At 44.2% G+C, this 14,656-nt stretch carries 13 protein-coding genes; 8 read left to right on the forward strand and 5 right to left on the reverse strand.

All coding sequences use genetic code 11. The annotated features are described in order from the left end of the window. Both MMB75_RS00735 and MMB75_RS00740 read left to right on the forward strand, forming a co-directional pair. The gene (locus MMB75_RS00735) at positions 1 to 1,380 is read left to right on the forward strand and encodes a sensor histidine kinase (protein ID WP_016821907.1); all 1,380 of its coding nucleotides are present in this window, start codon (positions 1 to 3) and stop codon (positions 1,378 to 1,380) included. A 213-nt stretch (positions 1,381 to 1,593) separates the two neighbouring features. After that, positions 1,594 to 2,661 carry an ABC transporter ATP-binding protein gene (locus tag MMB75_RS00740; protein ID WP_016821906.1) on the forward strand — a complete coding sequence of 356 codons (1,068 nt, stop codon included), beginning with the start codon at positions 1,594 to 1,596 and terminating at the stop codon, positions 2,659 to 2,661. 146 nt (positions 2,662 to 2,807) lie between these two features. Here the strand turns inward: MMB75_RS00740 and MMB75_RS00745 are convergent, their stop codons facing one another. Further along, positions 2,808 to 4,091: a pectate lyase family protein gene (locus tag MMB75_RS00745; protein WP_016821905.1), complete on the reverse strand. Its 1,284-nt coding sequence runs from the start codon at positions 4,089 to 4,091 to the stop codon at positions 2,808 to 2,810. A 399-nt stretch (positions 4,092 to 4,490) separates the two neighbouring features. Here MMB75_RS00745 and MMB75_RS00750 point away from each other — a divergent pair, with 399 nt between their 5' ends. After that, the gene (locus tag MMB75_RS00750) at positions 4,491 to 5,228 is read left to right on the forward strand and encodes a cyclase family protein (protein ID WP_016821904.1); all 738 of its coding nucleotides are present in this window, start codon (positions 4,491 to 4,493) and stop codon (positions 5,226 to 5,228) included. Positions 5,229 to 5,351: 123 nt separating this feature from the next. Here MMB75_RS00750 and MMB75_RS00755 read toward each other — a convergent pair whose 3' ends face one another. After that, a complete protein-coding gene (locus tag MMB75_RS00755) occupies positions 5,352 to 5,765 on the reverse strand; it encodes a DUF4183 domain-containing protein (RefSeq protein WP_016821903.1) in 414 nt (137 codons plus the stop codon). A 449-nt stretch (positions 5,766 to 6,214) separates the two neighbouring features. Here MMB75_RS00755 and MMB75_RS00760 point away from each other — a divergent pair, with 449 nt between their 5' ends. Then, a complete protein-coding gene (locus MMB75_RS00760; protein ID WP_029514435.1) occupies positions 6,215 to 6,820 on the forward strand; it encodes a DUF4183 domain-containing protein in 606 nt (201 codons plus the stop codon). Positions 6,821 to 6,859: 39 nt separating this feature from the next. On the opposite strand, the gene MMB75_RS00765 is transcribed toward MMB75_RS00760, so the two are convergent. Continuing rightward, positions 6,860 to 7,531, reverse strand: a complete 672-nt coding sequence (locus MMB75_RS00765; RefSeq protein WP_080582310.1) for an oxidoreductase — start codon at positions 7,529 to 7,531, stop codon at positions 6,860 to 6,862. 245 nt (positions 7,532 to 7,776) lie between these two features. Here MMB75_RS00765 and MMB75_RS00770 point away from each other — a divergent pair, with 245 nt between their 5' ends. Both MMB75_RS00770 and MMB75_RS00775 read left to right on the forward strand, forming a co-directional pair. Continuing rightward, complete coding sequence (locus tag MMB75_RS00770) at positions 7,777 to 8,361, forward strand: TetR/AcrR family transcriptional regulator (RefSeq protein ID WP_016821900.1); 585 nt, start codon at positions 7,777 to 7,779, stop codon at positions 8,359 to 8,361. Positions 8,362 to 8,435: 74 nt separating this feature from the next. Next, entirely contained in the window at positions 8,436 to 9,017 is a 582-nt protein-coding gene (locus MMB75_RS00775; protein WP_016821899.1) for an NAD(P)H-dependent oxidoreductase, read from the forward strand. A gap of 153 nt (positions 9,018 to 9,170) precedes the next feature. Here the strand turns inward: MMB75_RS00775 and MMB75_RS00780 are convergent, their stop codons facing one another. Next, on the reverse strand, positions 9,171 to 9,833 hold the full coding sequence (locus MMB75_RS00780) for a TetR/AcrR family transcriptional regulator (protein ID WP_016821898.1): 663 nt from the start codon (positions 9,831 to 9,833) through the stop codon (positions 9,171 to 9,173). 179 nt (positions 9,834 to 10,012) lie between these two features. Here MMB75_RS00780 and MMB75_RS00785 point away from each other — a divergent pair, with 179 nt between their 5' ends. Beyond that, on the forward strand, positions 10,013 to 11,443 hold the full coding sequence (locus MMB75_RS00785; RefSeq protein WP_103042549.1) for an aldehyde dehydrogenase family protein: 1,431 nt from the start codon (positions 10,013 to 10,015) through the stop codon (positions 11,441 to 11,443). A gap of 391 nt (positions 11,444 to 11,834) precedes the next feature. Here the strand turns inward: MMB75_RS00785 and MMB75_RS00790 are convergent, their stop codons facing one another. Further along, a complete protein-coding gene (locus MMB75_RS00790) occupies positions 11,835 to 13,028 on the reverse strand; it encodes a glycoside hydrolase family 5 protein (RefSeq protein ID WP_045244271.1) in 1,194 nt (397 codons plus the stop codon). Positions 13,029 to 13,365: 337 nt separating this feature from the next. Between MMB75_RS00790 and MMB75_RS00795 the strand changes: the two genes are divergently transcribed. Then, the gene (locus MMB75_RS00795) at positions 13,366 to 14,382 is read left to right on the forward strand and encodes a substrate-binding domain-containing protein (RefSeq protein ID WP_016821895.1); all 1,017 of its coding nucleotides are present in this window, start codon (positions 13,366 to 13,368) and stop codon (positions 14,380 to 14,382) included. Positions 14,383 to 14,656 lie beyond the last annotated feature (274 nt).

The following is a 14,656-nucleotide window of genomic DNA, read 5'->3' on the forward strand; positions in this document are numbered from 1 at the left end:
ATGCGTACGATGAGAGCCAAAATTCTGCTGTCCCTGTCCATTGCCATGCTGATTACTGTCTGTATTACGGTGGTCTTATTTATTAGGCTCATCGATGACATTCTGGTGAATCAGGCCAAATCCAAGCTTCATGAGCAGGCACGCAAAGCCGTCCACATTATGAGTGACGGAGGCTTTGATCGACTGGATAATGCCGAATTTAACTATGTTATCAAGGGTGTGCTTTTATCTGCCGATTACTTTATTTTAAGCACGGATAACCGCATCATCGACTCCAGCGTCTCTGGGATGGAAGGCAAAAAGATCGAGCATTTGCTTTTGACCCGCCAAGGATTTTTTGCATCGGTTCATCCGTCTGCCCACGATCTGGTTACTACACATGAAGGCGTTGCGGTGCTTCAAGGTAAAAAGGTGTTGTTTACGAATGAAGAATTGCCCGGACAACCTTTCCGCATCTTTGTATACTCACCCTTATCTTCTTTGAGAGCCCTATATGTACCGTTAATGAGAACTACGTTACTATCGATCGTAGCGAGTTTTCTGGTGATTCTCGTTATTGGTCTGATGATTGTTTCACGTCTGGTGCGTCCACTCAAACGATTGAAAGAGGCGGTAGGCAACTATGAGCCGAATCAGCCACAAGATAGTGAGTTTCCGCAGGCGGACAAAAGCGAAATTGGCGAACTAATAGGCACCTTTCATTCCATGTCCGCCCGCATTCAGCAGCACCACCACAGCCAAATTGAATTTCTGCAAAATGTATCACACGAGCTAAGGACACCGTTAATGTCCATCCAAGGTTATGTATATGCCATTCAGGATCAAGTAGTATCCCAGGACGAGGGACTGAGCATCATTAAAGTGCAATCCCAGCGATTAATTGATATGGTGGAAAAGTTGCTTCAGCTATCGAGGCTGGAGGCGTTGAATGAGGAATGGCCTGTCTCTCTGATTGATCTGAGAAGTATGGCGGAGGACGCTGTTCATCTATTGATGCCGATGGCCAGTGAACGCTCTATCTCGCTTCGAGTGGAGGGAGAGGGTCTGCATGTGGCCGTTCCGGCTGAGCAATTATTTCGCATGATATTGAATTTGCTGCAAAATGCAGTTCGACACACCTCTACGGAGGTTGTCATTCATTTGGAGACGGGGACAACGGCAGAGGTTGTGTGGGTTATGCATGTAGATGATGATGGGAGAGGACTAACCGAGTCTGAAGCAGCCGAGGTGTTTGGAAGATTCTATACAGGATCAAATGGCGTCACGGGACTAGGATTGGCCATCTGCCGTCAAATAGCCTCCCGACTGAATGGAGAACTACTTTGTACACGATCGCCATTAGGTGGTGCACGCTTCAGTTACATTCAACACATGTTATAAATGAGGCAAAAATGGTTAAAAATGATCACTTTTTCGCTTATATATACCACTAACATGACATATCATGAAAGGTTTTTGGTGATATTTTAGATATTGCTTGACTGGCAGGTACTAAAATGAGTAAAATTATTCGTATATACCTTGACTCATGAACGTCGTTTTTTTAGATAGTGGTCAATAATAGTGATGAATAATAAATGAAAGAGTGATGAGATGAACCGCCTTTTGGAAGTGAAGGACTTAACGATATCTTTCAAGACCCGTCAGGGACTAGTGCAGGCCATTCGTGGCGTAAACTTTCATGTCAATAAAGGAGAGACGCTGGCGATTGTCGGTGAATCCGGCTCAGGCAAAAGCGTAACCTCACAAGCTGTTATGAAGCTGATCCCGACCCCTCCAGGCATTTATCAAAAGGGTCAAATTATGTTTGACGGACAAGAGCTGATTAATAAAACGGAAAAGCAAATGCAAAAAATTCGTGGTAAGGAAATTGGCCTGATTTCTCAGGACCCAATGACTTCACTTAACCCGACGATGAAAGTCGGTAAGCAGATCACGGAAGTGCTTTTCAAGCATGAAAAGATATCCAAGGACGCTGCTCGCAAGCGGGGTATTGAGTTGCTGAATCTGGTAGGTATTCCGCATCCTGAACAGCGTTTTAACCAATATCCGCATGAATTTAGTGGCGGTATGCGTCAACGTGTCGTCATTGCGATGGCATTGGCTGCTAATCCGAAACTTCTGATTGCCGATGAGCCGACGACTGCGCTGGACGTAACCATTCAAGCTCAAATTTTGGAACTGATGAAGGATCTTCAGAAAAAGATTGATACTTCTATCATCTTTATTACTCATGACCTCGGTGTTGTGGCGAAGATGGCGGATCGCGTTGCTGTTATGTATGCAGGGCAAATCGTGGAAACAGGTACGGTTAATGAAATTTTCTATAACCCAAAACATCCATATACATGGGGACTTCTCGCTTCCATGCCTAGTTTGGACAGCCATGGTCAGAAGCTGGCTGCGATCCCGGGAACACCACCGGATCTGCTTCACCCACCTGTAGGGGATGCGTTTGCAGCCCGCAGTTCTTATGCCATGAAAATTGACTTTGAGAAAGAGCCTCCGCTCTATCAATTGTCTGACACACACTTTGTGAAATCATGGTTGCTTCATCCAGATGCACCTGCAGTTGAGCCACCAGAAGCGGTGAAGGCTAAACTTCGCAAGCTGGATAACGCATTTGAAAAGCCGGTTTTAGTTGAACAATACGGCAGTTAAAGCAATATATAATTTATAAATAAACAGATGATAAATAAAAAAAGGCTGTTTCCTCCGTATGGAATAATATTACGGAGGAAACAGCCTTTTTGGTGTAACACCACAGGTTGCATGAGTCTGTGGTGATTTGTATTATACGGTAGCGCTTACAGCTTGCCGGAACCGGCTTGGGAAGTGACCTCTGCCTTCACGCTGGCGGATGGGGAAATTTTATCGTTCAAGGATGGCTTCCAGCCTACAGAGGAGCTAAGACCCGCGCTGGAGCCTGCGTTTACGGCCTGTCCATTCAGAAGTGTGCCAGTATCTGACAAGGCAGTCCCACCAAAAACAGTCACAATTTTGGCTGCGGACAGTCCCGCAACGTCAATGACATTGTTTTCAGCAAAGATTTTGGAGGATTTGCCTGCGCCCCATATATACAGCGTAGGGTATTCAGAGCGTTTTACATCACCTGTATAGTAATTGTTATAGAGATGGACTTGTCCATAACGTACGCGTGGTGTGCGTTGTACTGTATTCTCATAATAATTGTGATGCAGGGTTACACGTAAAGCCCCTTCATCTGCTGTTTTGCTGTCGCTGTTGCCGATAATGGATGTTTTGTCATGATCGTAAAAGTGATTGTATGAAACGGTAACCAGATCACCCTGGTTAATCACATCGAGCAGTCCATCATGATGTTGGTATTCTTGACCGTAGAAGGTGCCGTTTCCGCTATCGGGGTGGGCCCCGTCATTGAACGTATTGTGATCCACCCATACATGCGTAGCTCCGTTAATGGTAATGCTGTCATATTCTGAATTCCAGTTGCCTGTACTGCCGTCAGTTGGGTCCCACTGCGGGAAATAATCGTAGGCATCCTGAAACTCAATATTACGGATAATGACGTTGTCTGTACCCTTTTTCAGTTGGAAGTTTGCACCATTAATGATAGCATTGTTGCCCAGACCGACAATCGTTGTATTGGATGGGATTTCAATAACGATACGACTAGCTTGATTCTTCTGTGATGCCTTACGTGCGTCTTCCAATGTACCAGAAGGAACCTTTTTACCCCATGTCGACGGATCATACGCCTTGAGATACGCATTGAAATCATACTTAGGGTCTTTGTAATCGTTCAATCCTAGCGCTTTATTATTGTCATCGACATTGGCATTGATTGTACCTTTGACATAAATAATTTTAGGTGTAGTGTTGCTGCTTTTGCCTAACGCATCGACAAGTTGTTTGCGGTTCGTTACGGTGAAAGTATTGGAGGAAGTAGCAGTAGCTCCACCTGTCGTACCTGTAGAAAAGGCGGCCCAACCGTTTTTGCTGCCAAGTGTCTCCTTGCCAATATCGCTTGCTGCATGAGCAGGTGCACCCATAGGAGCCAGAGTAGCGAACAATAACACGGCTGCGATTCCGAGTGAACATCTCTTTTTCATAAAATACCTCCGTATATTGGATAAATGGAGTAGACGAACGAGGGAGTCCCGGGTGCTCCTGTAGTTTCTACATGTTCTATCATACTTTGTGTACCAGTATTTGTTAATATAATAAAAGTTACATACTAAAATTTTTGTCGAATTTTTAAATAATTCAATAGAGACCTTCTTTTTCCAATCAAAATGCATATATATAAATGAAAACGTTAACAATCATAGGAAATGGGAATTGTATATATGATTATATGGAGTTATTTCAGCGAATAAAGAAAAAATAGTTTTTCTGATAATGTTAACGATTCCAAGTCAAAAAGTGATGAAAAATGACAGGAGAATTATGGATTTTTGTAGTATCCTCAGGTACAATGCTTGTAATAAAGCTGAGGAGGAATCGGCATCATGGCAGAGGATTTAGCAAATGTATTGAAGTTGTTGAAGCAAAAAGAGTGGGTGGACTTGTCCCATGCCTTTTATCCTGAAATTCCCCATTTTCCGGTCTTCGATAACGTTCAGGTGGATACCCTGTTTACCCACGACGATGGCTTTTTTGTAAAACAATACTGCTTTCCAGGGCAGTATGGAACTCATATTGACGCTCCCGTTCATTTTGTGAAGGGGAAACGTTATTTACATGAGCTTTCGTTGAAGGAGCTGGTTTTACCGTTGGTTGTCATTGACCGTTCAGCAGCCGTTGCAGCCAATTCCGACTATGAGCTTACGGTCGCGGATATTCTGGATTTTGAAAAAGAGCACGGACGTATTGCCGAACAGTCCTTTGTAGCCTTTCGCAGTGATTGGAGCAAGCGCTGGCCTAATCCAGATGCCTTCTCGAACAAGGACAATGCCGGAGATGCACACTGCCCAGGCTGGTCGCTGGATGCGCTGCGCTTTTTGGTAGAAGAACGGAATGTTGCTGCTATCGGGCATGAAACACTGGATACGGACTCCTCTGTAGCTTATCGAAAAGCGGGCAAACTGGTAGGGGAATATTACATATTGGAGCAGGATCGATATCAAGTTGAGGTGCTGACAAATTTGGACAAGCTGCCTCCGACGGGCGCAATCATTTATAATATCGTTCCGAGCATTCAGGATTCACCCGGTTTTCCGGTGCGCTCCTTTGCTATTTTGCCTTAATCTTGAGTTTAAAAGACCGATTCAGATATCGACATCTGAATCGGTCTTTTTCTAGCGTATACGGGGTAGTGTACAGCGTGAATGACCATTCAGTCCGGCTTGGTTCAAAATCATTGAAACGCCTTATGTGATAATCGTTACAGTAGGGGCCGAGATGGTAGGCTGAGTGGTGATAGTAGAGGTTGTACCGCTAAAATCTGCTATTTCTATAACAACCGGGACACCTGGTGTAATATCTACGGAGGCAATGACCAGACTTGCTGTGGTGAGGGTGAATAAGGAGCTCTGCTGAATGACTCCGTTAATATAATAATTAGAAGAATCTGTGGCTGTTAATGCCGGTAAAGCAACCACGGGAGCATCGGCGTCATCTACGAAGCTGGCAGCAGGAACAGTTGTTTCTGTTGCTCCGATCATCCCGGCTGTAATGGTTGCAAAAAAACGGGTAGTTGCTGGGGTTATGGTCGTGGTTATAGCACCCCCCGTTGACACTGGAGCCGTGGCTACTGCTGTAAATACAGGTTTTATGATTGGCATAGTTCTCATCTCCTTTCTTTACTGGTATGTGGTATGAGCCATTCGCTGGCTCTTAATCAATAAATGATTTTTCAACCTATTCGGAAACGGCATATGAACCTTTCTATTAATAATAGGGTAAATGGAGAAGGCCCTATTTTACTGCACAAAAAATGAAAGCGAATACTTGGAATCTGCATATTACAAATGCCTAAGACCCTAATGGGAGATGTGCATACAATACATAAGCATGAGAGGAGGAGGTGTGTACGGCTGGTATGAGGAGACGTGATGCATCACTAAGAAGGCAAGGAAAGAGAACAGTACATTGCAAGATCAACAAACGAAAAAAGTGTAAGCCCAGGTATCCATTCAAAGGTAAAACAAAAACGGGATTGCATGCCCAAAAGCATCCAAAGCTAATTATTGTACAACGGCGCTTCAGAAATACTCCTGCTAAACGGAAGAGGATGGAGCATACAAGAAAGCAAGGTATGCCCTGTTCAGCAGGTCTTCCAGGTGAAGCCGGGGTGCCAGGAGCGCCAGGAGTGCCAGGAGTGACAGGAGCGCCAGGAGTGCCGGGAGTGCCAGGAGTACCAGGAATACAGGGCCCTGTAGGAACACAGGGAGCACCGGGAGTGCCCGGTCCAACTGGAGCTCAAGGTAGTGCAGGCGCAACAGGTGCACCCGGTCCTACCGGAGCACAGGGCGTAACTGGTCCTACTGGAGCCCAAGGTATAACGGGTCCAACCGGTCCGGCACCTGACATCTCCAATATTGAAATTGTCCCTACGGCTGAGCGGTATTTTTATTTTACTCCTGATCCGATTGAATCTTCAGTCACGATTATGGCGGATCAATTTTCTGTAGATGGTGTGCAGGGAGCTTCTCAGAGGTTTCATGTCGGAAGCAATAGTTATGCTAATCTGTATATTAACGGGATGTTACAAGAAAGAACGTTGTTCAGCTTGACACCTTCATCGCTGACGATTCACCTCCGCGAAGGGGAGACAATTTCCTCCGGCACACCTATTATTGTGGAAATTGTTCAATTTAGTGTGCGATACAGTGCATGACATCGCTCGCGATAAATACTTCAAGTGATGGGCATTATTTTAAAACCAAAAATGGTTATAGGGTGCAGGTCCTTCAATACGAACACCGAGTTGTTCGGCTGCCTGTCTGGGCCAGAATGGATTACGCAGCAGTGCCCGGCCTACCGCAACCAGATCCGCCCGACCATTACGCAAAATTTCCTTGGCTTGAATACCGTGAGTAATCAAGCCTACGGCTGCGGTAGCTATACCAGCAGTCTGACGAAATTCAATGACATCTATTCCAGCTTGCGAGACCCGTACAGCTGCATCTCTGAAGGCAAGCACAAGATTATGGATTTCTTCTAAAGACAGTGCGGAGGTCGCCCGTTCGCGGTGAAGCAAACCAGAGGCGGATACAGCTGTTTCTTGAGGCAACGAGCCCTTGCGTCCGACATGCCAAAGCTGCAGACCGGCTTTGGAGCCTTGGTCATGGATGGTCTGCACCACTTTTTGCAGTGGGGAAATGTGCTCGTCGCTCCATATACCAAGGCTGCCTGAATCTTTTCCCTGCTGGGTGACTGCATGCACTTCAAGCATGATTAGACCCACTTGTCCTAGCGCCCGAGCGCCGTAATGCAGCGTATGCCAACCGGTTGCTTTTCCGTCTTCTGCCGCTGAGACGGTACCCATGGGAGACATCATAATCCGATTTTTTAGCTCTACATCGCGTATTTGAAGTGGTTGAAACAGTAAGCTCTATTGGGTTCACTCCTTTTTATTAACGGTTCTAACGCCCGCCTTATTTCGGTTACATATGTATTTTATAGGAATAAAATGAGGCAATACACGTATCATTTAACGTATTCATGAACATTCACTTATAAAAACATGGTATTTTAGGTTTATTACGATGGATTTTAAATTAAGCGCATAGACAGGATGAGCATGCATAAACATGACTTGCATTTTAGTTAGTATTAACTTACTATAATTTTATGAACAAGAAAACACATGTAGACAGCAAAAAGAAAGATATTCTGCAGGCAGCGATGTGCTTATTTGCAACCAAAGGGATTGACGGGATTTCAGTCAAAGAAATTGGAGAGGCTGCCGGTGTGACGGATGCCGCGATTTATAAGCATTTTAAGAGTAAAGATGCAATGGCCTTGGAGGTATTCGGGCAATATTGTAATAGCTACACCACCTTAATTGACTTCTATCGCAAGCAGAGTGGGAGCTTCGTCAGCCGTTTCCATCAACTGGTGGATGAAGTGCTGAATATGCATGATGAGGACCAGTATGGATTGCTTCTACTATCACAGCATCATGAGCTGTATGTTGAAGCAAGCCAGAGCCAGAATGTGCGTCAGCCGTTGGAGGCGTTGACTGAATTCATCGAACAGGGGATTCAACAAGGTGAACTGCCGAAGCAGGATGTTCAGCTATCCGGTGTGCTCATCATTGGAGCCATTACACGCTTGTCCGTGTCCAGCCTGGAAGGGGAACTTCCACAGCAACTGGCTCCATTGGCAGCAGAGGTCAAACAACGTTTAACTGCTTTATTAAGAAAAGGTCTGTAGTGACCTTTTCTTTTTAAATATAAAGTTAGTGTTTTCTAACTAAAGTCATAATATGAAGGTAGGAAGTGGCTTATATGTCTAAAAAAATATTGGTGATTCAAGGGAATCCGGTCGCTGGCAGTTATGGTGAAGCGCTGGCTCAATCCTATGTAAAAGGAGCGAAGGCTGCAGGAGCAGAGGTTCGTTTGTTGCAGCTATCCGCGTTGGACTTTAATCCAAATCTATTAGGTGGATATCGTAATAAATTGCCGTTGGAACCTGATTTGATCCAAGCACAGGAGTTGATTAAATGGGCAGAACATCTCGTTTTTGTCTTTCCAATCTGGTGGGGCAGCTTGCCTGCATTAATGAAAGGATTCATTGACCGTACCTTTATGCCGGGGTTTGCGTTTAAGTATCAAAAAGGAAAACCCCTGCCTGACAAGCTTCTAAAAGGAAGAACAGCCCGCCTCATTACAACGATGGACGGTCCGTACTGGTACTATCGATTTTTCCAGGGACAGCCTGGGCATCGGATGATGAAGGATTCCACACTACATTTATGCGGTGTCAAGCCAGTGCGTTCTACGACCATTGATCTTATGAATAAGAGGACAGATCAACAGCATAACGAATGGCTGAGCAAGGTCGAGCAACTAGGTCGAAGCATGAGCTAGGTTGCCGGTTTGGGACCAGCGTGTTTGTCCTAACCAAAAGTAACGGCCTGTGACCTACAGTTCCAGTATGGAACATACAGATTCACAGGCCCAGTTCATTTTCATTCATGGTGGCGGCCGTTAAGCCATAGTAGTTAGGGACAGCCCCTTGACTTATAAAGCACGATTGAATTTCTCGACAAAATGTTCAATGACGGGATGAATTCGTGAGTCGTCCACTAAGGACATCTTTTCCGGTTTGAACAATTGAATTTTTTTAAAATAATAATAATCATTGAGGACTTGTTGAATGGTTATTTGGTTATAAAGCAAATACTTCACATTCATGATTTCCCGGAGCAAAATATCGTCTTGAAGTAAAATGAACTTCTCATTAATCGGATTAAAAACCCCTTTGTCCTTCCCATCTTGATAAAATTTAAGGGTCTGCTGTTCCCTTTTATCCAATGCAGTCTTCAAAACTTCGTACAATTCTGGAAATACCATTTGTAAATCCTTCAGAAACACATCAGATATTTTGCCAACTAACGATACCGATTGTTCAAACAATTGCTGAAACCAAACCCCGAATGATCGATCGTCATCCTCATTGGTACGATCCTCTAGCTGTTCTATATAGTCAACAAAAATGCGAACGACGCCTTCGATGACTTCTTCTTTTGAAGAAAAATTCTTGTACATCGTTGCTCTGCTAACATCCATGAATTTAGCAATATCGTCCATCCTCATTTGTTGAAACCCGTCCTTCATGAGGGACGGAATCAGTTTTTTCAGCAGCTTGTTTTTTGCTTTATCTTGCTGATTCTCCATTGACATTTACGCTCCCCCTTATCTGTTCCTTCTATTATACACGTTTCCAATAGGATATAAACGGTTTATACAATATAGACAATTTATATGTATTTTGTTTACTATGTTTTTGTTGTGTGTTATCATTCTTTTTAGCAAGAGCACGAAGGGGGCATCTCCTAAATGAATTCAAAGGAGTTATTTAAATGAGAACAATTAATCGAGTTTATATCAACGGGGAATTTGTAAAGCCTTATGGCACAGAGGTACAAGAACTTATTAATCCTTCAACTAGGGAAATCATCGGACGTGTCACTTTAGGGAACGAAGAGGATGCCAAACGAGCAATCGCGGCAGCAAAGAAAGCCTTTAAGACTTTCTCACGAACTTCAGTGGAAGAGCGCAGTCAAATACTGCAAAGACTACATGACGCAGTTATGAGAAAATTAGAAGTACTGATGGAGGCTAATATCAATGAATATGGTGCTCCGAAGCCCGCTGCCATTGGCCGAGTTAAACTGGCAGCTATGAATTTTTTTGACACGAAAGAAGCACTTGAGGAATTCAATTTCGTTAAGTATATCGGGAAAGCGAAAGTAGTAGCAGAGCCAATTGGAGTTATTGGAATTATTACTCCCTGGAATGCAACCTACTCTCAGATTACTGCAAAGCTTGCTTCTGCCATAGCTGCCGGCTGTCCAGTGGTAATCAAGCCAAGTGAACTTAGCGCGATTCAGGCACATCTGATCACTGAATGTTTCCATGAGGCTGATATTCCAACTGGTGTTATTAATGTAGTTCATGGTCTTGGCCAAACGGTTGGATTCGAACTGACCCGCAATCCGGATATTGCAATGATCACCTTCACTGGTTCCACTCGAACAGGGAAAGAAATTCGGAGAGGTGCTGTAGATTCGATGAAGCGGGTCACGCTGGAACTAGGCGGCAAATCGCCGAATATCATCTTAGATGACGCCGATTTTTCCACGGCAATTCCGACCGCTGTAAGACAGTGTTATAACAATAATGGGCAAGCTTGCGTTGCAGGGACCCGCCTTTTGGTTCCCAAGCAACGGCTGGAAGAAGTGAAACAGATAGCTAAAGAAACTGTGAAACGCATCAAAGTCGGTAATCCCTGGGAAGAAGGCACAGAACTTGGCCCAATCATAACAGAGAAGCAATACAATCAAGTTCAGCGATATATTCAGTCTGGTATTGATGAGGGTGCTGAACTGGTCATCGGAGGTCTGGGGCATCCAGAGGGGATGGAACAAGGATATTTTGTTAAACCAACGGTTTTCGCTCAGGTGACAGAAGACATGACGATCGCCAAGGAAGAAATCTTCGGTCCCGTCTTATCAATTTTAACTTACGAGACGGAAGAGGAAGCCATCGAAATGGCTAACAATACAGATTATGGTCTCGGTGCCTACGTGAGTTCCTCGGACATTGAGAAAGCCAATGAAATGGCAACCCAAATTGCTGCTGGTGTTGTACTCATTAACGGGACAGGTTTTGAAATGAAGGCACCGTTTGGGGGATTCAAGCAATCGGGTCTCGGCAGAGAATACGGATTACATGGGCTGGAGGAATGTTTGGAGACGAAAACCATAACAGGCTATGACTCGGCTAAATAATCAAACACAGTGCTAGATCCTCTCCCCTTAACAACTCGGCATCAGCTCGCTTCGCTGATCCTCAAATGACGAGTGCAACGAAAAGGTTAGATTGACCTTCAAAAAGAAAAAACACCGCAATGGGAGTGACTGGCTCGCATCGCGGTGTTTGGAATCGCTCGTGTTTTCCAATCCACGCTATATAAATATAGAGGCAACGATTAAAATAAATCCGATCACTAGACCAGCAGGATCCCAATAATGCATAGGGATAAAAAACAAACTGTGCTGGGTTTCTATTCGATAACGTTGCCCTGTTTTCATCCGTTTCTCCACCTTTTCGTAATTCCAGCACAAACTGGACTGAAGGAGGGAAATTAGCTTTTTTAATAATCGGATTGAAGTCCTGTGACTATTCGGCTGCTGCTTTAGCTTGCTCCACTACGAAAACGACAGGCTTCATAATCCGGCTCAGCATATCCTGCTTTGGACGATTCCAGGTAACCCAGTCATCCAGCAGCAGACCGCCTGTGTCGCCGCTATTCGGATTCAGGGACCAATACGTAAAATACAGGTTGTTGGCACCAATATAGTCTACGAGTGCATTTTGCCATTTACCCTCAGGGGAAGACGAATCGACATTGCGACCGCCGAATTCACCAACCAGCACTGGAGCTATGTTTTGCTTACTGATGTAGCCCCATGTTTGATCCCAGATTGCTGGCAGGTTGGACGGGAAGGTCGAGTCGTTGAACCATGGCTGCGAAGACACACCAGGACCATAGTCATGTGGTGAATATACGACACGGTTCGGCACGTCCAGTACGACAGGATAATTAGCCACACCTGTCAGGTTGCCGCCCCACCAATATTGGCTGTTGTTGCCTTGTACATTATGGTCCACACCTTCTACGAGAATCAGCCAATTTGGATTCACGGACAGAATGGCATTCCCTGCACGCTGCGCCGCGAGACGCCAGTCTGTGGAGACATCGCCTGTTCCCCAGCTTGCCTGACCGTGTGGCTCGTTGTGTAAATCTGCACCGATGACGGTAGGATTGTTTTTATAACGTTCAGCTAACATCTTCCAGTCGCTGATCCAGCGGGACTCAGGGTACTGAGAGGTATACCATAGCTCGGATTGTCCACCTGAGCCTGGGCGGTGACGGTCAAGGATAATCTGAATACCGCGTTGTCCAGCTTTTTCGATCAGCTTGTCCATAATTTGAATCGGAGTCAATCCGACCAGATCAGGATTTTTGTAGTAATCAATACTGTCAGCACGGGAGCTGGAATCAAATAACTGATTGCTGTAAGGCAGACGGATGAGATTATAGCCTTCCTTTTTCACCTGATCCAGCATGTCGTCCATTGAGCGGCTCCACAGTCCATGCAAGGTGTAATTAGGGGTTTCCAGGCCGAACCAGTTCAGACCGTTAAATGTGGCCTCTTTCCCGGATTCATCTACAATCTTGTTTCCTTGGGTGTGATAATATCCTTTCACGCTGGCTGCATCTGCCGAAGGTGGAGTGTACCCATACAGTGTAAGGCCCATGACGAGGGAGGCAATGACGAAAAATGTTTTTTTGAACCCTTTTTTCTTCATGATTCTTGCTTCCTCCTTTATATAAATGATATTGTAACCGATTACATTTTCATTTTATGTTCAAATCTTCCATCAAACAAGTTCATAAAATTCGTATATTTTTAAGATTTTGTTCGAAATTATTAGATTTGCAACAAGGTATATTTAGGTTAGGAGTCCAGCATTTATGGGGTAGGGGTATGGGGTGAAGGCACGTTTCAACTCATATTTATTATATTTTCCTCCTGTAAAAGAAGGTATATAATAAAGGAAATTCACATTACATACAGGTTGCAGAGTACAGATATAGTGAAAATGAGCACATGCCTAATACGCAAATATAGAAAGGGGGGGAATCATGGTAACAACGATGAAAGAAGTCGCAGAACGTGCAGGGGTGTCGAAGAGCACAGTTTCGCAGTTTCTGAATAAAAGATACAACTATATGAGTGAAAGCACCAAGAAGAAGATTGAGCAAGCGATTGAGGAGCTCAGTTATATTCCCAATGAGGTGGCGCGCAGTCTCAAGCAAAAGAAGACTTTTATTGTGGGGGTTATTTCTTCAACTATTTTGTCGAGATTTACAACAGAGATTGTGCGCGCGATTGAAGATGAATGCCAACTGGAAAATGTCCAGGTCATTGTCTGCAATACTGATGATGATTCCCTCAAAGAGAAAAAGTACGTCCAGTCGATGATTGCTCGGCAAGTGGATGGACTTATTATTTTTCCGACAGAAGAGAACAAAAAATTATATGTTTCCCTTGTCAAAAGTGGCTATCCGTTCGTGTTTGTGGACCGAAAAATTGATGAAATCAGCGTAGACACGGTGCTGTTGAATAATGAAAAAGCTAGCGAGCTTGCGATTGAAGCACTGATTGAGCATGGTCACAAAAACATTGGCATCATCACGTTTCCTCTAGGCAAAAAAGCGATTACTACACGAAGTGAGCGGCTATCCGGCTATAGGAATACACTCGGCAAACATGATATATCCGTGCATGAAAACTATATTAAAAGCGGCAGGCTGGATGAAATGCCTGATCTTATTAGACAACTATTTCATATGGAGAACCCGCCTACCGCAATCCTTGCTACGAATGACATGATTTTGGAGCAGGTGCTGATCTATGCCAAAAATAATCATCTGACCATACCTAACGATTTTTCCTTGATTGGGATAGATGATGTATCCTTTGCATCTTTTTATAATCCGCCGATCACTACCGTTTCCCAGCCGAGTTTTGAAATGGGGAAAAGAAGTGCGAGGCTACTGCTCGATAAAATCGATCAAAAAGAGCAGGAGCAGCCCTCAGAAATCATCCGTTTGAATCCGGTCATTAACCACAGAGAATCTGTCCAAAAGTTAAACTGAATAGTTGGAATAAGTATTTCTTCTTTTTGAAAACGTTTTTATGGATTCTATTGTAAAAAGAAAATAAAGAGCTATAATGATCTTATGATTCGAGTCATGAATACCCTTTCATGTATGTATGTTGCTGAGTGTAGTGATGACTGTAGTGATGACTGTAACTTAAAAGAGGGGAGGAGTGAACCCTAAACGGAAATTTATGATTTAACTTGTACTAAAATTCACAAAAGGCAGTTCTACTTCTTTTTACATTCCCGGAAGGGAAATTTTTTTCAAG

The organism is Paenibacillus sp. P2(2022) (assembly GCF_029522175.1).
Taxonomy (GTDB): domain Bacteria; phylum Bacillota; class Bacilli; order Paenibacillales; family Paenibacillaceae; genus Paenibacillus; species Paenibacillus polymyxa.

What these genes read in the sequence shown, in the direction of transcription:
- MMB75_RS00795 (WP_016821895.1), top strand. Translation starts at nt 13,366, where the DNA reads ATGGTAACAACGATGAAAGAAGTCGCAGAACGTGCAGGGGTGTCGAAG.
- MMB75_RS00760 (WP_029514435.1), top strand. Translation starts at nt 6,215, where the DNA reads ATGGAGCATACAAGAAAGCAAGGTATGCCCTGTTCAGCAGGTCTTCCA.
- MMB75_RS00785 (WP_103042549.1), top strand. Translation starts at nt 10,013, where the DNA reads ATGAGAACAATTAATCGAGTTTATATCAACGGGGAATTTGTAAAGCCT.
- MMB75_RS00775 (WP_016821899.1), top strand. Translation starts at nt 8,436, where the DNA reads ATGTCTAAAAAAATATTGGTGATTCAAGGGAATCCGGTCGCTGGCAGT.
- MMB75_RS00790 (WP_045244271.1), bottom strand. Translation starts at nt 13,028, where the DNA reads ATGAAGAAAAAAGGGTTCAAAAAAACATTTTTCGTCATTGCCTCCCTC.
- MMB75_RS00735 (WP_016821907.1), top strand. Translation starts at nt 1, where the DNA reads ATGCGTACGATGAGAGCCAAAATTCTGCTGTCCCTGTCCATTGCCATG.
- MMB75_RS00780 (WP_016821898.1), bottom strand. Translation starts at nt 9,833, where the DNA reads ATGTCAATGGAGAATCAGCAAGATAAAGCAAAAAACAAGCTGCTGAAA.
- MMB75_RS00755 (WP_016821903.1), bottom strand. Translation starts at nt 5,765, where the DNA reads ATGCCAATCATAAAACCTGTATTTACAGCAGTAGCCACGGCTCCAGTG.
- MMB75_RS00750 (WP_016821904.1), top strand. Translation starts at nt 4,491, where the DNA reads ATGGCAGAGGATTTAGCAAATGTATTGAAGTTGTTGAAGCAAAAAGAG.
- MMB75_RS00770 (WP_016821900.1), top strand. Translation starts at nt 7,777, where the DNA reads ATGAACAAGAAAACACATGTAGACAGCAAAAAGAAAGATATTCTGCAG.
- MMB75_RS00740 (WP_016821906.1), top strand. Translation starts at nt 1,594, where the DNA reads ATGAACCGCCTTTTGGAAGTGAAGGACTTAACGATATCTTTCAAGACC.
- MMB75_RS00745 (WP_016821905.1), bottom strand. Translation starts at nt 4,091, where the DNA reads ATGAAAAAGAGATGTTCACTCGGAATCGCAGCCGTGTTATTGTTCGCT.